The 20,460-nt window shown below is 37.9% G+C and carries 18 protein-coding genes; 10 read left to right on the top strand and 8 right to left on the bottom strand.

Translation table 11 applies throughout. The features are described from left to right. The first annotated feature begins 1 nt into the window (after position 1). From KMW37_RS06005 to KMW37_RS05975, 7 genes are all read left to right on the top strand, one after another. Positions 2-346, top strand: coding sequence for a DUF59 domain-containing protein (locus KMW37_RS06005; protein ID WP_215223702.1), 345 nt, complete (start codon positions 2-4; stop codon positions 344-346). A gap of 22 nt (positions 347-368) precedes the next feature. Next, entirely contained in the window at positions 369-788 is a 420-nt protein-coding gene (locus KMW37_RS06000) for a BrxA/BrxB family bacilliredoxin (RefSeq protein WP_186756704.1), read from the top strand. Between the two features lie 308 nt (positions 789-1,096). Then, positions 1,097-2,383 (top strand): citrate synthase, encoded by a 1,287-nt coding sequence (locus KMW37_RS05995; RefSeq protein ID WP_215223701.1) that lies wholly within the window; start codon positions 1,097-1,099, stop codon positions 2,381-2,383. 444 nt (positions 2,384-2,827) lie between these two features. After that, complete coding sequence (locus KMW37_RS05990; RefSeq protein ID WP_215223700.1) at positions 2,828-4,546, top strand: DEAD/DEAH box helicase; 1,719 nt, start codon at positions 2,828-2,830, stop codon at positions 4,544-4,546. Positions 4,547-4,669: 123 nt separating this feature from the next. Then, a complete protein-coding gene (locus tag KMW37_RS05985) occupies positions 4,670-5,377 on the top strand; it encodes a 16S rRNA (uracil(1498)-N(3))-methyltransferase (RefSeq protein WP_215223699.1) in 708 nt (235 codons plus the stop codon). Then, entirely contained in the window at positions 5,377-5,937 is a 561-nt protein-coding gene (locus tag KMW37_RS05980) for a Crp/Fnr family transcriptional regulator (RefSeq protein ID WP_215223698.1), read from the top strand. Before KMW37_RS05985 ends, KMW37_RS05980 begins: the two co-directional genes overlap by 1 nt. A 71-nt stretch (positions 5,938-6,008) precedes the next feature. Continuing rightward, a complete protein-coding gene (locus tag KMW37_RS05975) occupies positions 6,009-6,323 on the top strand; it encodes a DMT family transporter (RefSeq protein WP_215223697.1) in 315 nt (104 codons plus the stop codon). Here KMW37_RS05975 and kdsB read toward each other — a convergent pair whose 3' ends face one another. Then, entirely contained in the window at positions 6,324-7,052 is a 729-nt protein-coding gene (gene kdsB, locus KMW37_RS05970) for a 3-deoxy-manno-octulosonate cytidylyltransferase (protein WP_215223696.1), read from the bottom strand. 435 nt (positions 7,053-7,487) lie between these two features. Between kdsB and KMW37_RS05965 the strand changes: the two genes are divergently transcribed. The 3 genes from KMW37_RS05965 to KMW37_RS05955 all read left to right on the top strand — a co-directional run bounded on the left by KMW37_RS05965 (position 7,488) and on the right by KMW37_RS05955 (position 10,265). After that, positions 7,488-8,033 carry a ferritin gene (locus tag KMW37_RS05965; RefSeq protein WP_215223695.1) on the top strand — a complete coding sequence of 182 codons (546 nt, stop codon included), beginning with the start codon at positions 7,488-7,490 and terminating at the stop codon, positions 8,031-8,033. 103 nt (positions 8,034-8,136) lie between these two features. Next, positions 8,137-8,592 (top strand): DUF1801 domain-containing protein, encoded by a 456-nt coding sequence (locus tag KMW37_RS05960; RefSeq protein WP_215223694.1) that lies wholly within the window; start codon positions 8,137-8,139, stop codon positions 8,590-8,592. Between the two features lie 554 nt (positions 8,593-9,146). Further along, on the top strand, positions 9,147-10,265 hold the full coding sequence (locus tag KMW37_RS05955; protein WP_246581357.1) for a formylglycine-generating enzyme family protein: 1,119 nt from the start codon (positions 9,147-9,149) through the stop codon (positions 10,263-10,265). A 186-nt stretch (positions 10,266-10,451) separates the two neighbouring features. Here KMW37_RS05955 and KMW37_RS05950 read toward each other — a convergent pair whose 3' ends face one another. The 7 genes from KMW37_RS05950 to alaS form a co-directional block, all read right to left on the bottom strand. After that, positions 10,452-12,905 carry a leucine-rich repeat domain-containing protein gene (locus KMW37_RS05950; protein ID WP_215223693.1) on the bottom strand — a complete coding sequence of 818 codons (2,454 nt, stop codon included), beginning with the start codon at positions 12,903-12,905 and terminating at the stop codon, positions 10,452-10,454. Next, positions 12,892-13,734 (bottom strand): hypothetical protein, encoded by an 843-nt coding sequence (locus KMW37_RS05945; RefSeq protein ID WP_215223692.1) that lies wholly within the window; start codon positions 13,732-13,734, stop codon positions 12,892-12,894. Before KMW37_RS05945 ends, KMW37_RS05950 begins: the two co-directional genes overlap by 14 nt. Further along, a complete protein-coding gene (locus KMW37_RS05940; RefSeq protein ID WP_215223691.1) occupies positions 13,731-14,309 on the bottom strand; it encodes a hypothetical protein in 579 nt (192 codons plus the stop codon). Before KMW37_RS05940 ends, KMW37_RS05945 begins: the two co-directional genes overlap by 4 nt. Positions 14,310-14,334: 25 nt before the next feature. Continuing rightward, entirely contained in the window at positions 14,335-14,799 is a 465-nt protein-coding gene (locus tag KMW37_RS05935) for a nucleoid-structuring protein H-NS (protein ID WP_215223690.1), read from the bottom strand. 226 nt (positions 14,800-15,025) lie between these two features. Next, complete coding sequence (locus KMW37_RS05930) at positions 15,026-16,144, bottom strand: TlpA disulfide reductase family protein (protein WP_215223689.1); 1,119 nt, start codon at positions 16,142-16,144, stop codon at positions 15,026-15,028. A gap of 4 nt (positions 16,145-16,148) precedes the next feature. Further along, positions 16,149-17,612 carry an Asp-tRNA(Asn)/Glu-tRNA(Gln) amidotransferase subunit GatB gene (gene gatB / locus KMW37_RS05925; protein ID WP_215223886.1) on the bottom strand — a complete coding sequence of 488 codons (1,464 nt, stop codon included), beginning with the start codon at positions 17,610-17,612 and terminating at the stop codon, positions 16,149-16,151. A gap of 91 nt (positions 17,613-17,703) precedes the next feature. Continuing rightward, on the bottom strand, positions 17,704-20,334 hold the full coding sequence (alaS, locus tag KMW37_RS05920; protein WP_215223688.1) for an alanine--tRNA ligase: 2,631 nt from the start codon (positions 20,332-20,334) through the stop codon (positions 17,704-17,706). Positions 20,335-20,460: the final 126 nt, after the last annotated feature.

The following is a 20,460-nucleotide window of genomic DNA, read 5'->3' as shown; positions in this document are numbered from 1 at the left end:
TATGGCTGAAGAAACTAAAACGGATCAAGAAAAGGTAAATGTTCCTGATCTCAGGGACAAGGTAGTACAGGCCATTAAATTGGTATACGACCCAGAAATACCAGTAGATGTATACGAGTTGGGATTGATTTATGAAATCAGCGTGTATCCTGTAAACAATGTGTACGTATTGATGACCCTAACATCGCCTAATTGTCCTTCTGCAGAAGCTATTCCTTCAGAAGTGAAAGACAGGATCCAGCAAATACAAGGCATCAATGATGTTGAGGTCGAATTGACCTTTGATCCCCCCTACTCCCAGGACATGATGTCCGAAGCTGCCAAATTGGAGCTTGGCTTTTTATAAGAATAATTTAAATACTTAATATATGTACCCAGAAGAATTAGTAGCACCTATGCGTGCTGAGTTAACTGAAGTAGGTTTTCAAGAATTCAAAACTGCTGAAGACGTAGAAAATCATCTTAAGGACCACAAAGGCACAACATTCATTGTTGTTAATTCCGTGTGTGGATGTGCTGCAGGTGCAGCCAGACCTGGTGTTGTATATGCCTTGGATAAATCTGCCGCTAAACCAAGCAACCTGGCCACTGTATTTGCCGGAAATGACACTGAAGCGGTTAATAAAGTGAGAGAAATGTGTTTACCCTATCCTCCATCTTCTCCAGCAATGGCTTTATTTAAGGATGGTGAATTGGTACATTTTATCGAAAGACACCATATTGAAGGTAGAAATGCCCAAATCATTGGCGAACACCTAGTCGAAGTATTTGAGCACTTTTGCAAATAACATAAAATAGTCCGTTGAAGCGGACTATTTTTATTTCCTTTAATTTCAAATCCCAAACAATGGGATTTTATTTTACTATTTGTTTTTTTTTCAACTGAATCATTTGATTTTATTCAGGAGTTTAATTTTAAATTGCGCAAAATCTGCGCAACATAAACACGTAGTAAATAATTAAGTAATTATACTTAATTATAAATAATGTAAATAACACCGTTCATTATGATAATAAGCCTTGTTTTTATTAACTTAAGGCCGCCAAAAGCGATTTGTCATAAGAACAAAACCATAAATAGATAAACGTAAAATTTATGTCTGAAATAGCTAAGTTATCCTTCGACGGTAAAGAGTATGAATTACCAGTTACAGAAGGTACTGAAAATGAAAAGGCAATTGAGATTGCTAAGTTAAGGGGCCAGTCAGGATTGATCACCCTTGATCCTGGATTCAAAAACACTGGATCTACCAAAAGTGCCATTACTTTCTTGGATGGCGAAAAAGGTATCTTAAGATACAGAGGTTACAATATTGAAGATCTGGCCGAAAATTCCAACTTTTTAGAAGTTTCTTACCTTTTAATTTACGGCGAGCTACCGACACAGACAGAATACGATCAATTCGCTAAAGAAATCACCACGCATACCTTAGTTCATGAAGATATAAAGAAGATGTTGGATGGCTTCCCATCTGTAGCTCACCCAATGGGTGTTTTGTCTTCTTTGATTTGTTCATTGACTGCATTCTACCCAACTTCCTTGGATCCTAATAGAACCAAAGAAGAAATCAACTTAAGCATCATCCGTTTGATGGCGAAAATGCCAACCTTCGCAGCATGGTCTTACAAGAACAAAATGGGACACCCAGTAAACTATCCAGACAATAGCCTGGATTATTGTGCTAACTTCATGAAAATGATGTTCTCCCTTCCTTCAGAGAAATTCGAAATTGATCCGGTTATTGCCAATGCATTGGACAAGCTACTTATCCTACATGCTGATCACGAACAAAACTGCTCTACTTCAACTGTAAGAATTGTTGGATCTTCTCAAGCAAGTATTTACGCTTCTATCTCAGCAGGTATCAACGCTCTTTGGGGACCGTTACACGGTGGTGCTAACCAATCAGTAATTGAAATGCTTGAGGCGATCAAGGCTGATGGTGGTGACTCTAAGAAATACTTGGAAAAAGCTAAAGACAAGAATGATCCATTCAGATTGATGGGCTTTGGACATAGAGTTTATAAGAACTTCGATCCTAGAGCAAAAATCATCAAAAAAGCTGCTGATGATGTATTGTCTAAACTAGGCGTTAATGATCCCGTATTAGAAATTGCCAAGGAATTGGAAGCTGCTGCACTTAAAGATCAATACTTTGTGGATAGAAAACTTTATCCTAACGTAGATTTCTATTCTGGAATTATCTATAGAGCCTTGGGCATCCCTACTGATATGTTTACAGTAATGTTTGCACTGGGTAGACTTCCAGGTTGGATAGCACAATGGAAAGAAATGAGAGAAAACGGTGAGCCTATCGGTAGACCAAGACAGGTTTACACTGGTGCTAATGAAAGACCTTATGTATCTATGAATGATAGATGATTAATATTAGATAATATTTAGTAAAGCGGGATCCGAAAGTATTCCGCTTTTTTATTTAAGATCCTTTTAAATTTATTGGTTAAATCTGCCACACATTACTTTTCAAGGATAAAAAATATTTTGCCAATTTTCCTTGAAACAATATTATTCTAATGTTATATCTCAAAATGGAATCAAAAAGGCCCAGCACACTTAAAAGGGTAAGATAAAATTTTAGATAAATTTCATTCAACAAACAGCTATCCCCACCAAATAAATCTTTAGTAAAAGGGGATTATTTTTATATTTATTTTACAAATATTCATAAAATATTTGCTTTATCGAAATATTCCTCCTACTTTTGCAGCTCAATTAATCAGAACTTTTCTGAGTCGTGAGTTTCCTTACTCGGTCGCTTTTGGGATGTATTAAAGGAAATCAGGGCACAGGAGTAAGGTAAATTTCATGGAAAACGAATTATTATTTTCGAACCTGGGAATTTCAGCAGAAATTCTTCAGGCAGTGGAAGATATGGGCTATACCCAACCTTCCGAAATTCAAGCTCAATCAATTCCTCTTATGCTAGAAGGTCGTGATGTAATCGGCCAAGCACAGACAGGAACCGGTAAGACTGCCTCTTTTGGTATTCCTATCGTAGACATGATTGACGCATCAAGCAACAAGCCTCAAGCATTGATCCTTTGCCCGACTAGGGAACTAGCTGTTCAGGTAGAAGGAGAAATCAGCAAGCTTGCCAAACACAAAAAAGGAATTTATAGCACTGCCATTTATGGTGGAGAATCCATTGATCGTCAGATCAGAACCTTGAGAAAAGGTGTTCAAATCATCGTAGGTACCCCTGGCAGGGTAATGGATCATATGAAACGTGGTAATATCAAGCTGGAAACAGTAAAAACCATTGTTTTGGATGAGGCGGATGAGATGCTTGACATGGGCTTTAGAGAAGATATCGAAATGGTATTGAGTCAAATGCCTGAAGATCGTCAGACCATCTTCTTCTCAGCGACTATGGCCAAGCCAATTATGGACTTGACCAAAAAATTCCAAACCAATCCTGAAATCGTTAAGATCCTTAAAAAGGAACTTACTGTAGAAAATATTTCTCAGGTATACTACGAGGTTAAACCTAACCTTAAAATGGAATTGATCACTAGATTGATCAATATCCACCAATTCAACTTAGGTGTAGTATTCTGTAACACCAAAAGAGTGACTGACGAAGTAACTGAAGGCTTAATTGCTAATGGCATTATGGCTGAAGCACTTCACGGTGACCTTTCCCAAGCTCAAAGGGACAAAGTAATGAACAAGTTCCGTAAAGGACATTGCTCAGTGCTTGTAGCTACAGATGTTGCTGCCAGAGGTATTGACGTTGACAATGTAGAAGTTGTTTTCAACTATGACCTTCCATTGGACGAAGAATATTACGTACACAGAATCGGTAGAACTGGTAGAGCAGGTCGTTCTGGAATGGCCATTTCTTTCATCACAGGAAGAAAAGACATTTTCAGATTAAGAGATCTTGAAAGATACATCAAAACAAGCCTGACCAAAATGACTCCTCCTTCTGTATCTGAAATGATCGATCAGAAAAAGGATCAATTGGTAAAAGAGGTGTCTGAAGCAATTTCTAACGAAGAGGATAACCAAATCTTTGAAGCTACTTTAGGTCAGTTATTGGCTGAAGGGCTTACTATGGATGAAATTGCACTTGCATTGGTGAAATTGAAATTCGGTAAGTCAATTGAAGAGCTTTCTGATATGAACTTCGACCTTAACCTAAGTAGAGATAGAGACAGAGGCGAAAGAGGAAGAGGAAAAGATCGTTTTGATAAAGGCGGAAGAAAAGGCGGAAGAGATCGTTTCGAGCGTTCTGAAAGAGGTGCTAGAAGAGGCGGTACTCGTGAAAAAGGAAAAAGAGAAGCCAATATGTCAAGACTTTTCCTAAACCTAGGTAAAAAAGACAGAATTAGACCAAATGATATCGTTGGTGCCATTGCTGGTGAAACAGGAATTCCAGGAAGACAGATTGGTGGAATCGACATCTTTGATAGCTTCTCATTCGTAGATGTTCCTTCTAAAGATGCTGCTCACGTAATCAACGTAATGAAGAGCAATACCATCAAAGGAAAACCTGTAAATATGGAACTTTCAAAAGGTTAAGTAATTATATAAAGGTTAATTAAGGTTTAAAAAAGCACAGATCGTATGATTTGTGCTTTTTTGATTCTTGGCCATTTATAAAATCCATTCAAGTTTTTATTTTTGCATACAAAGAGCTTTAACATGCAGTTATTTTTCCACAAAGACATTCAAGATAGTACCATCATTTTATCTCCCGAAGAGTCAAAGCACCTTGCCAAGGTATTGAGAAAATCTGTCGGTGATGAAGTACACCTTACAGATGGCTTGGGCAATTTATACACCTGTAAAATCACAGAAATCAATCAAAAGAAAACCATTCTAAGTATTATAGAAAAGGAGTCAACCCCTGCTGATCCTTTTCATATCCATTTGGCCATTGCCCCTACCAAAAACACCGACCGAATCGAGTGGATGTTGGAAAAAATAACTGAAATAGGTTTTCATGAGCTCAGCTTACTGAAGACAGACCATTCTGAGAGAAGTTTTCTTAAAACTGAAAGGCTAGAGAAAAAGATGATTTCAGCATGTAAGCAAAGTCTAAAAACAAGGGTTCCTATCATCAATCCATTAAGGACTTTTTCAGACCTTATTCAATCCACACAAGAAAGCGATACACAAAAATTCATCGCCTATGTGGATGAAAACAACCAAAATCTCTTGTTTGATCTAGCCGAAAAAAAGAAGTCATACCTGGTGCTGATAGGTCCTGAAGGAGATTTTTCGGAAGAAGAAATCAAATTGGCATTTGATAATGGATTTAAAGCCTGTAGTCTTGGACATAGTAGGTTAAGGACTGAGACCGCTGGATTAGCTGCAGTACACACTTTAAGCCTAAAGAATTTTCAGTAATGGAAATTGAAAAAACCTTCCTTGCAGAACACCAGCTTTCCCAAAAATCCGCCCAACAATTGCTCTCTTTGGGAGAGATAAAAGTTGTCAACAAAAATGAAACAATTATACATGAAGGAAGAATAGAAACATTCAGTTACCTAATTCTAGAGGGCTGTGCAAAGGCACACCTTAATCATGATGGAAAAAACATCAATTTTTGGTTTGGTTTTGAAGGTGACTTTTTATTCTCTTATAACAGTAAAATTTCCAATCAGCCCGGATACGAAAACATAAGTACACTAGAGAGATGCAGGCTTTGGAGAATCTCCAATAATGAACTTGAGAACCTTAATAGGAGCAATTTGGAGATTGCCAACTGGTCAAGAAAATTAACGGAACTTGAATTGGTAAAGACAGAAAAACGCTTGATAGATTTTCAAACCAAGTCTGCTACAGCTAGGTATCAGGACCTGATCAATAGACATCCAGAAATCTTAAACCGTATTTCACTGGGCAATATTGCCTCCTTCCTAGGAATTAGTCAGGTCTCTCTGAGCAGAATCAGAGGCCAATATTAAGTCATTTTTTAACCTATGTAAAAAGTTCAACAGAACTTTAAACCTACTTTTGCAAAAACATATAAAAAAGTATGGCTTGGCTATTATTGATACTCGCAGGTATTTTTGAAGTGGGGTTCACCACTTCATTAAAACTATCCAACAACTTTACCAACCTTAAATGGTCCATTATCTTCTTTATCTGCATTGGACTTAGCTTTCTCTTGCTCAATAATGCCATAAAAAGCATCCCAATGGGAACTGCCTATGCGGTCTGGACCGGGATTGGTGCAGCAGGAACCTTAATTATAGGCATACTCTTCTTTCATGAGCCTACCAGCTGGCCAAGGATCTTATTTTTGATGTTACTGATAGGCTCAATCGTCGGACTTAAGGCAGTAGCCTAATCAGGAATGCGTTCTTTGGTAAAAAGCTATAGCCCTGTCCAAATCTAATTTGGTATCTATGGCAACGGCTTCATGTTCAGTTTCCACCATTTTTATCTTTATTCCATTTTCCAATAAGCGTAGCTGCTCTAGCATTTCCGCTTTTTCGAGCATAGATTTTTCCCATTGGGTATACTCCAATAAAATTTCTTTGGTATAAGCATAAACACCAATATGTCTATAATAAACAGGAGAAAACTTATCTCTTACATAAGGAACCGGTGAACGACTAAAGTAAAGCGCAAAATTGGCCTTATCTACCACCACTTTTACAGCATTAGGATTAATAACCTCTACTTCATCCTCAATTTTCCGCATCATAGAGGCTACCTTGACATTTGGATCTTCAAATACCTTTACCAAATCTGATAGTGATTCCTTATCCTGAAATGGTTCATCCCCTTGAACATTCACCACCACATCTGCATCCACATTCACCATAGCCTCAGCTATTCTATCAGAACCACTTTCATGTTCCTTTTGGCTTACAAAAACCTCCCCTCCTTCAGCCCTGATCTGTTCTGCGATTTTCTCATGATCAGTAACCACTATAACTTTATCAAAAAGTCCGGTAGCCACCGTACTCAAGTATGTTCTGGCTATCACAGCCTTGCCACATAAATCAGAAGTAAGCTTACCTGGAAAACGGGTTGCTCCGTACCTGGCTGGAATCATTGCTACTATTTTCATAGGGCAATTTTAAACAAAATTATTGAATTAAATCAGCTGAAACACAGATTTCCATCCTTCTACTCAATATACTGCTTAGACACCCTAATCAGAAAAGTAACTTAGTACATCATAGCTTGACCAACAATAAAATGATCAGATAATTAAAATTACATCAATCGCAACTATCCATGCAAAGACCTAAACAGAAACCCATTTTTATCGTAAAATGTAGCAGTGGAAAGGGCTAATTGGACAGGAATCAATTGATCGAAAAATCAGTCTGTATTACCTGTGCTTATAGTTTATTTATATTTAATTCAAATTAACATAAACCAAATTTTATTCTTTATATTTTTACTTATACCAATTCTAAATTCAGATTTTACGACTAAATGCTGAACTATTGTTTCAAAATTTGGTTATGTTTGTTATACAAAATAAAACCCATGGATTATGAAAACTAAGGAAAAAGAAATTGTTACCCTTCAGCGTTCTTTACTTCACGATACAGAAAAAATGTTGAACAAGCAGATAGAGATGGAAGCAAAGTCTTCAGCCTCTTATCTTTCCATGGCTTCATGGTGCGATATGATGGGTTATGACAATGCGGCCAAACTTCTATATGCCCATGCAGAAGAAGAAAGACAACATATGCTTAAACTTTTACATTATATCAATGAAGCTGGTGGCCATGCCATTCAACCAGAAATCACTGGTATCAAGCATCATTTTAATTCCTTAAAGGAAGTATTTCAACTTATTCTGGAGCATGAAATCCAAGTAACTAAATCTATCAATATTATCGTGGACCATTGCTTTGGTGTTAAAGACTTCGCTTCTTTCAGCTTTATGCAGTGGTATGTCACTGAACAAAGAGAAGAAGAATCTTTGGCAAGAAGAGCCCTCGAACTATTTGACATCATTGGTGAAGAAGGAGTCGGCCTTTGGACCATTGATCAGGAATTGGGAAAACTGCACGATCAAGTGGGTGAGGCTTAATTGCAACAAAAGCATAAAAATACTAAAGCGATCATATAATGATCGCTTTTTCTATTTCAATCAAGGCTATTACATCTTATATTAAGATAAAATAAAGGCCAAGATGAAAATAGAAGTCCAAAGCCCAGAGGAATATTTAGAGAAAATACCTGAAGATAGGAAACCCGCTTTTTCAAAATTAAGGGATACCATTATCAACAACCTCCCAAAAGGTTTTGAGGAAACCATGAGTTATGGGATGATAGGTTATGTAGTTCCCCATGAGCTATACCCTGCAGGTTATCACTGCGATCCCAAGCTCCCCCTACCCTTTCTGAGCATAGCTTCTCAAAAACACTTTATTGCCCTTTACCATAGTGGAATTTATGCTGATAAAGCAATATTGGATTGGTTTGTCAATGAATTCCCTAAACACAGTAACTATAAACTAGACATGGGAAAAAGTTGTATAAGGTTTAAAAAGCCTGAGCATATACCCTATTCTTTAATTGCGGAACTTGTAAAAAAAGTGAGTGTAAAAGATTGGATAGTCCTTTACGAGAAAAATGTCAAAAGGTGAAATTTTACTAAATATTGATGGTAAAGACGAGCTATTTACCGATCGATATTTTCCTGAGATTTTTAATATAAATTATAGCGAACACCAAAAATACTACAGAGGATAAAGTAGCTCCAATTACCTTCCATAGCTGATTATAATAAAAGCCTTTTCCAATACCAAATAGGCTAACGATTAACATAATAACAGATGCAACTAAGGAAATTCCTATTTTTATTCGATTTTTCATAAAACCAATTTTAGATATAGCTAGGTAATTATAAAAAATAGAATAAGCATTCAATAACCTCTGACCAATTTTTAACAATAATTTATTACTACTTTAACCACAAAAAATTATAGGGGAATACATTATTGAATTTAATGCATGCATCAAACACTTAAAGGGATCAGCTCAAAAAGGAACCAAACGAAACAAATATCATACTTTTTAAATGATTAGGAACCGCTTATAAAATTCTTAATGATTACCTTTACATTTATAGAACTTAGCTATAATTTGCTATATATTAGACCTTATGGCAAATCCGATTAAACAATAAATCAAAAGAAGAATGCAATTATTGCAAGAAATAAAAACTCCAATTTATAGTATGTTATTAGCTGGCAGTATGCTAGGAGCTACTATAAGTTGTTCTGAAAAGAGTGTAGAAAAGGCGGAGGAGGTAGAATCCAAAACCACAAATAGCCAAACATCTGAAGAAATTGTAAAAAAAGAAGATGGTATGGTTTGGATCCCGGGAGGAGAATTTATCATGGGAACGAATGAGGACGAAGCTTATCCAGCCGAAAAACCAGCAGTAAAAAGATCGGTAAATGGTTTTTGGATGGATGAAACGGAAGTTACCAATACCCAATTCAAAAAGTTTGTCGAAGAAACTGGTTATATTACAGTAGCTGAGCAGAAACCAGATTGGGAAGAAATGAAAAAACAACTTCCCCCAGACACTCCTAAGCCAGATGAATCCTTATTGCAAGCGGGATCGATGGTGTTCGTAGCTCCAAAACACCCTGTAGATAAGCGTGACATTTCACAATGGTGGCAATGGGTAGATGGTGCCAATTGGAAGCATCCTGAGGGTCCAGGATCAGATCTAGAAGGAAGATGGAACCACCCAGTTGTTCATATATCCTTTGATGATGCTGTAGCCTATGCAGAATGGGCTGGTAAAAGACTACCTACAGAGGCTGAATGGGAATTTGCAGCAAAAGGTGGCCTTAGGGACGCAAGATATGCCTGGGGCGCTGAACTAAGACCAAAAGGCAAATTTATGGCCAACACTTTCCAGGGAAATTTCCCTAACGGAAATAAAGGAGAAGATGGTTTTATGGGAACGGCTCCTGTAAAGAACTTCCCTCCCAACCAATTTGGACTGTATGATATTATCGGAAATGTATGGGAAATGACAGATGATTGGTTTGATGCCATTAAGTTTCAAAGATTATCAGGAAGTGCTCCATTATTGGATTCCAATATGAACCAATGCTATAATCCTACCAATCCATACGCGCAAGAAAGAGTGATAAAAGGAGGTTCCTTCCTTTGCTCAGATAATTATTGTATCAACTATCGTCCCAGCGCAAGACAGGGACATGCCTATGACAGTGGAACATCCAATGTAGGTTTTAGATGTGTCAAAGATGCTCCTCAAAAAACCTTAGGAATGAAATAGAATCAGTATTTTACCTTTCATAAAAAAAATCCGATATCATTCAGATATCGGATTTTTTTTATGCCTTAATAATAATTTTTGAGTATTATTTAAGTCTACTCTGTTCAAGTCTCACCCAAAACAAAACACAACTCTAATAATTCATTTATAGATCTCAATGCCTCAACACAATTTGGGAAACGCTTATTAATAATACCTCACATCACACTCAGGGTTAGACTCCCTGAAACTATCTATTTGACGACTATTGATTCTGGTATTGAAGCAAATCAAACGCTTAAGATTGGTTAAATCTTCAATAGGATTTATACTCTTTACATTGGTACTGGCAATATCCAACTCTTCCAATTCATAAAGTGTTTCTAATCCTTTTAACCTTTTTACTCCTGTTCCAGAAATAATCAAACTCTTAAGGGTTTTCAAATTTTCCAAAGGACGCAAATCCTCAATTCCTGTATTGGAGAGATTCAAATATTCCAAGCTCTTTACTTGGCCTATAGGTTCCAAATTAGAAATAGGCGATTGAGAAATCTGTAGCTTCGTTAATTTTTCAAAAGTCACAATATCGCTAATATCATATAGTGGCGAATCATGGATCTCCAGATCCTGTAGATTAATAAAATCAACCAAAGGCCTTAACGAATTGATACCTTTCTTCTGAATAGTAAGCTTGCGGATAGAAGTTAATTTATGCAGCTCACGGGTATTTGGAGCCTCGGACAAATTCGCTGCGTCAGTAAAAATCTCTTTCCAAACACCATCCAAGCCATTCCACCATGCCTTCAACTCCTCCGTTCTAAAGATGATATTAGCATTCGGCACCACCTGAAGCAAGTCCTGTACCTCCCATAACGGCACATCAGTACCGTTTACATCAAGGTAGTCTAGCTTAGACAGACTCATCAATGGAGCTATTGTAGCGAGGCCAGTATTATTAAGGGAGATAAATTCTAAACCTGGCAATTTACCCAGATCCTCTACATTAGTAATGACACTTGAGTTTCCAGAAATACGCTTCAAGGTTTTTAATTCCCTCAAAGGGCTCATATCGCTAATCTTGGTATCATTAAATTTCAGTGACACCAATTTTTTGAACTTAAGAATTGGGCGAAGATTGACTATTTGACTTCCTGAAAGATCCAATGAGTCCACTCCAACGATTCTTGAAATAGCTTCGACAGAAGGTGTTCCTCCTCTATATCCTATTAATTCATCCTCCAAAACATCCTTCCAACCTTCTGGCAATGTTGACCACCAGGTCTGTAGGTTTTCAACATTATGGATTAATAGCACTCTCCTATTTTCTCTGGCAAAATCATCTGCTTGACCTTCTGAAATACCTGTTCTGTCAGCATAGATTCTCTGAATATTTTTCTTACCATTCATTGGCTCTAGGCTGTTCACATCTGTTTGGTTAATATTGATAACTTCCAAATGTTCAAGCCCTGCTAATGGCGCCAAATCTCTTATATTGGTCTGTGACAAATCCACTTCTTCTAAGCTTTCAAGCTCAGCTAAAAAGTTAAAATTAATCAGGTAATTATCTTGGATCCCCAGTTTCTTAAGTTGTTTTAGCTGGTTGATACTTTCAATATTATTAAAGCCACTTCTTCCCAAATTCAGTTCTTCTAGAACCTCAAATGAATTCAAGGCAGCAAAGCTCATAAGCGGTGTGTTCACAGCCTTTAGCACCTTCAGGTTACTAAGATATTGCAGATCATCAATTTGCTGGATAAGCGTATTGGAAATATCCAGATACTGCAAATTCTCAGCATACTTAATAAACTGTATATCCTGCGCTGGAGTATTGGAAACATCCAGATAGGTCAAAAAGGTGACATTACTTATCGGTCCCAATTCGCTGATCATGGTATTACTAATATCAATATACTTCAGATCTCTAAGCGCTTCCAATGGATTTAGATCCTGTATATATGTATTTCCGGACAAATTCAGGCTGTCGATGGCACTGATTTGATTCAAATGATCAACGGTAATGGAGTCCTCCATACTAAGGTCAATACTTTCCCTAAAAAAGGTCTCCCACTCAAAGGATAAGGTACCCCACCATTCCATCAATTCTTTATCCCTACTAAGCTTTGTAGTATATATACTGGCTATCTTCAATTCATTGGATTGCCTATCCAGGTTCACCTCTACAAATCTAGGTTTGGTATTTTCAATTTCTTCCCCATCCAGTCCTGTTGCTGAAAGGGTCCTGTCCATGGATACACTAAAAGACAATTCACCATTATCTCTAAGAAATGGCTTAACCTCCCTCACTTTAAATTTAAAGCTGGCATCCTTAAAGAAAAATTCAACATCCTTTAAATAGGCTGTCACGTCCTTATTGGTAATTACCTGGCGGTCAAGCACCAAATCATCCTCCACTTGGACTTTACTGTCTCTAAAAATCTTCTTATAACTTTCGGTAATAATCACATCCTTATCACGGGCAGGTGTTTCATCACTCCCCACCGTGTTAAGGAAATATTCCAAAAACTGAACCTGATCTTCTACTTTTTGGCTGAAATCTTTGATTTCCTGCTTGGAATAGCCACCCATATCCTGGGCAATCCCCATTCCGGGAGCCAAAATGATACAACACCAAAAGAAAATAAAATACTTATTCCTGATCATAAATATAGTTTAGGATAACCTCTTTTTCTTTTTCATCACTGTACTTGCTAAGATTGCTTACCAGCCATCCGGTATTGAAACCAGGCCTGTTAAACTGCGCAACCTCAAAATACCAGTTATCTATTTGAAAGAAATGAAACTTCACTCCTTTAACGGTTTCAAATTTTATATTACCATTTTTGATTTCATAAAGAAATATGGTCAGGTAATCCGGTTTAAATTCATCCGGCGTATAGGATTCGGGTTTTTTATTATCCTGTAATGCTTTTCTAAGATTCATGAAGCCAAGTTCATGACTCAAGGGGTGTAAGAAAGGCTTCTTATTTCCATCAGCCTTATCAAAAAAGCGTTTGAAAGAATCAAAGGTTACTTTATCGATTACCCATTCATAACCTAGCCCTTCTTCTTCCAACTTCATAAATAAGGTAATGTCCTCCCTTTTTCCCTTGTATTGGAAAACGGTGGAAACTTCTGCAAACCAATTTCCCCTGTGGAAATTAAGGTATTGCGGATAGCTCTCTGATAAGACTTGATCTTTAAATTCTTGTTTAAGATTCTCGGGAATATTGGAAGTCTGGTTATCAAAAAGTAAACTGATGTATTTAGTTCTCAGCTCCCTATCATGATATTCCTCATCACCAGCATAGTATCTTGTCAGACCATCCTGGCTTTCTTCAGCGTTAAATCGACGAAAGAATTGGTTTAGTTGTTTGGTTGAAGCAGCAAATCTGCCATCATCCTTAACTTGTCCGGGGCCGTATAAACCCTGCCCCGGAGCAAATTGTATGGATGTAATTATTATAATTACTAATACGCTTAATTTCTTCATGCGGAAGTTTCAGTCACTCTAATATCACCCAGCATCACGTCCCAAAACTCGATAGTTCTACCAGCTACCTGAGTTTGTTTCTTCTCTACGTAAATGGTGATATCTTTCTTGGTGGTATCTTTATAGTTCAGACCAGTCTCTGCAGAAGTACCTTCAAATCTTTGATAGATAGTTACCACTCCTACATAACGGCCGTCAGGCTGTCTTTCCAAATCAGAGATATAATGAATATCATACCAGCTGATTTTTACATTATCATAGTTAAGGGCCATCAATCTCTCGAAGTATCTTCTTACTGGATAGTAAGCCACTTCTTGTGAATTGATAGAGGAAACTCCCATTTCAGCTCCTGGAGCAAACAATTCCTCGGCTCTGTCCATTACACGGTTAGCTTCAGAAAACTGGGTCTCTTTGCTACCAATGATACTGATATATTTACTAAGGTCTTTTACCTTTTCTAGCGCCAAAGAGTCAATGGCCTGTTTCCTTTGAGGACTAATATTATCTGATTGCGCAGCAGCAAAAAGCGTAGTCGCAAAGAACAATAAAATAAGTGCTTGAATATGCTTTTTCATGATTAGTTTCTTTTCTAAATGTTAATTATCTTCTACGAAGTTCTAGTTCAGTGATTCTGCCACTACCGTCAAGTCTCACGTCACTGATGAAATTCAAATTCTTCTTAGTATCCTTCAAATAATTCAAATACTTCACGATGGTGGTTGGCTCATCGTAATCTTTGATTCCATTTTCTTCGTGGATAACAATCAAAACAGGGGTATTTTGATTAGAGAACATACTCAAAGCTTCTTGGATTGAGCTATTCGCACTTTGTACACTACCTGCATTCGCAATAGCTGAAAAATAATTTTCAAGCTTACCTACTGCTACTTCTTCTGCTGATGGTTGTGCTGGAGCTGGTGCTGGCGCTGGCTCTTCAACTGGAGCTGGAGCCGGAGCTGCCTCAACTACCTTTTTCTTACTTTTACAAGCGCCCATTGCCAATAGCCCAAACAGTGCCAAAGTCATAAGCCTGCTAATAGGTGATTTTAGACTTCTTTTTTTCATGTTAGAATAGATTATTATTTTAAGTTGGTAATTTAAGTAAGATGAATATCCTCGATAATAGCAGTAGGTTATGTATCGAAAATCAACGCCTTTCACTTACCATTGCTGACTTAAAAAAATGGCTTTTAAACAAAATTTCAGTCATTAGGTTTTTCCAGAACATCGATTTAAAGGATATACATTTTTATTCTTTTAAGCTCTTGCACCTTGAACAAAAAGCATTCCATTATTCAAATATTTCCTTTAATTTATTTTCCAAACTAGGGCCTCTAAGATCCTTAGCGATGATTTTCCCTTCAGGATCAACCATATAAGTCGCAGGAATCGCATTAATATTGTAAGTAGCCGCAGCCTCAGAATTAAAATATTTTAAGTCGGAAACATGTGTCCAACTTAGCTTATCCGCCTTTATAGCGTCTACCCAAGCATCCTTACTTCTATCCAATGACACTCCCAGCACCTCAAATCCTTTATCATTGTACTCATTGTACAATCTTACCACATTTGGGTTTTCTTCTCTACATGGCTTGCACCAAGCAGCCCAAAAATCGATCAACACATATTTACCCTTAAAATCGGATAAATTAACCATTTCTCCTTCAGGATTAGGTAAAGAAATTTCTGGTGCAGGCTGACCGATAGATAATGCCCTCATCTCATCCAACTCCCGCTTTAAGCCCAAAATCATTTTGGTATCAGGATATTTCATATCCAGCTGGCTAACCAAACTATCAATATAAGGAAAATCATTTCTCGGATTCAACATACCAACAGCTGCCAGGGCCGCAAAACTCCCCTCCATGCTATCTATAGTGCTTTTTACTTTTTGGGCATGATCTGATTCCAATTTCATCGCTTTTTCCTGAATAGCTTTTATTGCTGCTTCATCCTTAGCAGACAATGCTTCGTAATATTCAGAATTTAATTGATTGATCTGCTCTTGATATTCCTCAGAAAGCTGATCTACCTTAACTACTTGCTGGGTATCAAATGATCCACTAATAGTAAAGCTTTCTTCTTTGTTAAAGTCATAATCAATTTTGACATCTTCATTATACAAAGCCAGCTTTACTTGCTTCTCGCCAAACATATCCAATTCGTAGAAATGCGGTCCATCCAAGCTCAATTTATACTCAAACTTACCATTATCCTTAATGGCAAGGGTATCTACTACTTCAACGCTATTATCTGTATATCTAGACAATATCAAATCACCTTCTGGGTGATTTTCGAACTGACCACTAACTATTACTTCACCATCAAAGACGGTTTCTTTCACCTCATTGGAACATGAGCTGATTAATACTATAAATAATAAAGCAATATAATAATTGTACTTCCTCATATAATTAGTTATCTAATAGTTCGGATAATATTTTATTGGCCACCTTAGGATCTGCCTTGCCCTTAGACTTTTTCATTACTTGTCCCATAAACATTCCAAGAAGACCTTTCTTACCAGATCTATATTCAGCCACCTTAGCCTCATTCTCGGCCAAAACGCTTTCTACAATTGGCTTCAATGAGCCTTCATCACTCTCTTGTATCAAATTCAACTTCTGTGCAATTTCCAATGGAGTTTGCAAAGCATTCTTTAACATTTCAGGGTAGATTTTTTGGGAGGCCACTGAAAAGTTTACCTTACCTTCATCAATTAACGCAATAAGACTTGCCAATTGTTTTGGACTCACAGGAAAATCTGAAATATGCAGGGTAAGCTCGTTCAGATAAGACTTAACCGGCCCCATCATCCAGTTTGATGCTGCCTTATAGTTATTTGTTTCCGTACACAATTCCTCAAAGTAAAGTGCGATTTCCTTGGAATCAGTCAAAACATTGGCATCATATTCTGGAAGCCCAAATTCTTCCACAAATCGCTTGTGCAATTCCCTAGGCAAAGAAGGCATTCCCACTTTGATGCTTTCCAACCATTCTTCGGAGATCACCACAGGACTCAAATCAGGCTCAGGGAAATACCTGTAATCATTCAGATCTTCTTTGGTACGCATACTGGAAGTTAAACCAGTCGTCGCATCAAATGTTCTGGTTTCGGAAATAATTTCCTCATTATTTTCCAGCATATCGATCTGGCGATCAAACTCATGTTCAATAGCTCTGGCTACGTTTCGGAAAGAGTTCATATTCTTCACCTCCACTTTTTTTCCGAGTTCTTTAGCACCCTTCAGTCTTGTAGAGATATTGGCATCACAACGCATGGAGCCTTCTTCCATATTACCGTCACAGATTTCCAAATAACGTACCAATTTTCTGATTTCAGCCATAAACTGGTAAGCCTCTTCGGATGATTCTATACATGGTTCTGTTACAATTTCCAAAAGGGGAACTCCAGCACGGTTATAATCTACCAAAGTATCTACTTCACCAGCAAGGTGCATGGATTTACCAGCATCCTCTTCCATATGGATCCTGGTAAGCTCTACATTCCTTTTCTCCCCCTTTTTCTCCAAAGTAACTGGCACAAAACCTCCCACACATACAGGGTTCTTATCCTGTGTCAACTGATAGCCTTTTGGCAAATCCGGATAAAAGTAGTTTTTCCTGGCAAAAATATTGGTTCTGGTAATCTCACTGTTACAGGCCAATCCCAACTTCATAGCAAATTCAACTGCACGCTTGTTTACCTTTGGCAAGGTACCTGGATGACCTAATGTAATTACTGAAATATTTGTATTTGGAAGGTTTCCAAACTCTGTTGAATCAGACGCATACATTTTGCTTTTGGTAAGCAATTGAACGTGAACCTCAAGCCCAACGACTAATTCATATTTATCTTTTATTTCCTTAGATGGCATTTTTGTTAAAATATTTTTCATGAAACGCTTCAGATTTCCAAAAATGGTAGAGTTTTCACCCAAAACCAAATCATAAACCCGAGAAAACTAATTATATGGAAGAAAACATTTCTTTTGCTTTGACCACTACCTGATCCAAGCCAGCAATATTCTTACCTCCTGCTGTCGCGAAAAACGGTTGGCCGCCTCCGCCACCTTGGATTTCCTTCGCCAATTCCCTTACTGTATTTCCTGCATGAAGTCCCTTTTCAGCAACTAGAGAATCTGCAATGACCACTGCTACCTGAGGCTTGCCATTGATATCTGCGGCAATCACAGCAAGCACATTTTCAACCTCGTTTTTCAACTCAAAGGCTAATTTCTTCAAGGCATCTGCCGATGGCAAAGAAACCTTGGTAATGATCTGATTGATGCCATCCTTGTTTACTTGGGCATTGATCAGTTCATCTTTCAATCCAGCAGCTTGCTTAAGATGCAAAGCTTCTACTTCTTTCTTAAGTTCACTTCTTTCCTGAATCAATGTTTGAATGGATTTCTTCAGGTCTTTAGGGTTTTTCAGCATGTCCTGCAATTCCTTTACCAATGACAACTGTTCATTAACAAAGTCTTCTGCAGCTTTTGCTGATATAGCTTCAATTCTCCTCACGCCAGACGAAATGGACCCCTCTGATACAATCTTGAACAAACCTATTTTACCCGTTGATGATACGTGGGTACCTCCACAAAGTTCTACGGAATATTCAGGACCAAAGGTAATTACACGCACAAAATCCCCATATTTTTCTCCGAAAAGAGCTGTCGCTCCCATCTTCTTGGCTTCCTCAATTGGGACATTTCTTTGCTCACTTAACGGAATATTCTCTCTAATCTTCTGATTGACAATATGCTCCACCTTTGCAATCTCTTCATCGGTCAGTTTGCTAAAGTGCGAAAAGTCAAATCTCAATAGGTTTTCATTGACCAAAGACCCTTTTTGTTGCACATGATCACCTAGTACTTCTCTCAATGCAGCATGCAACAAATGGGTAGCTGTATGGTTATTCATGGTCAACTCCCTTTTGCTCTTATTCACCTTGCAGGTAAAACTGGCAGAAGGGTCCTGTGGAAGTTTTTCCACAAAATGCACAATAAGGTCATTCTCCTTTTTGGTGTCAAGCACCTTGATGCTTTCATTATCATTTACCAGAACACCTGTATCACCTACCTGTCCACCACTTTCAGCATAAAAAGGGGTTTCTTCCAATACCAATTGGTATTTGGTGGATTTCTTTTCTTTAATCTCTCTATATTTGATGATCTGGGTGGTACTCTCCAAATTGTCATAGCCGACAAATTGTACCCCACCTTCTTCACCTACTAATATCCAATCTCCGGTTTCATGTTCTGCAGCAGCACGGGATCTTTCCTTCTGCTTGTTCATTTCCTGCTCAAAACCTTTTTCATCCACAGAAATGCCGTTTTCTCTCGCAATCAAAGAAGTCAAGTCAAGTGGAAAGCCAAAAGTATCATAAAGTTCGAAAGCTACTTGACCAGGGATTACATTTTCACCCTTGCTGTCCATATCAGCTTTGATATGTTCCAGTCTTTTCAACCCATTGTCCAAGGTGCGCAAAAAGGATTGCTCCTCCTCAAATATCACCTTGGCAATAAATTCCTGCTGGGAAGCAATCTCCGGGAACATTTCTCCAAAATGTTCGGATAGCAGAGGAAGCAATTCATATAAGAATGGCTCACTGAAACCTAGGAAGGTATAACCGTACCTTACGGCTCTTCTCAAGATCCTTCTGATCACATAACCGGCCTTATTATTGGAAGGCAACTGACCATCTGCAACAGTAAAGGAAATAGCCCTGATGTGATCTACAATTACTCGGATGGCAATATCGATCTTTTCATCCTCGCCGTATTTCTTGCCAGACTTCTTCTCCACCGCCTCAATGAACGGAGTAAATACATCGGTATCATAATTGGAGGTCTTGTTTTGAATGGCCCTCACCAATCTTTCAAAACCCATTCCTGTATCTATATGCTTGGCAGGCAATTCACTCAAACTGCCATTGGCTTGTCTATTGAACTGGATAAATACCAGGTTCCAAATTTCAATTACCTGGGGATGGTCCATATTGACCAAGTCCTTTCCTGGAACCTGCTCGATTTCTTCTTCTGGTCTTAGGTCAATATGGATTTCGGAACATGGTCCACAAGGTCCAATATCACCCATTTCCCAGAAATTATCTTTTTTATCTCCAAAGAGAATTCTTTCCTTCTCAACATGTTCCTCCCACATTCCGAAGGCTTCCATGTCTTTTTCCAATTTATCCCCAGCGTCTCCTTCAAACACGGTCACATACAATCTGTCTTTAGGAAGTTTATATACCTCTGTCAACAGATCCCAAGACCAAGCTATGGCTTCTTTCTTAAAATAGTCTCCAAAGGACCAATTACCAAGCATTTCAAACATGGTGTGGTGATAGGTGTCTACACCCACTTCTTCCAAATCATTGTGTTTCCCTGAAACTCTCAAACACTTCTGACTGTTAGTAGCCCTAGTATAGGCAGGCACCTCATTACCAAGGAAATAGTCCTTGAACTGATTCATACCGGCATTGGTAAACATCAGTGTTGGATCGTTTTTAACAACGATCGGTGAAGAAGGCACGAATTGGTGTTGCTTGGATTGGAAATACTCTATAAAAGTACTTCTTATTCTTTTAGCGTCCATGTAATGAGTTATGCTTATTAATATTCGGATAATACAATTGATATATCTATATTGGCGAATTGAGCGTTTTTAAAATAGTCACCCGTACCCAACTATAGGGGTACAAAAATAGAAGAATTACCATTG

This window comes from Echinicola shivajiensis (genome assembly GCF_018642165.1).
GTDB classification, from domain to species: Bacteria; Bacteroidota; Bacteroidia; order Cytophagales; family Cyclobacteriaceae; genus Echinicola; species Echinicola shivajiensis.
This window is presented reverse-complemented; position numbering and strand designations above follow the sequence as displayed.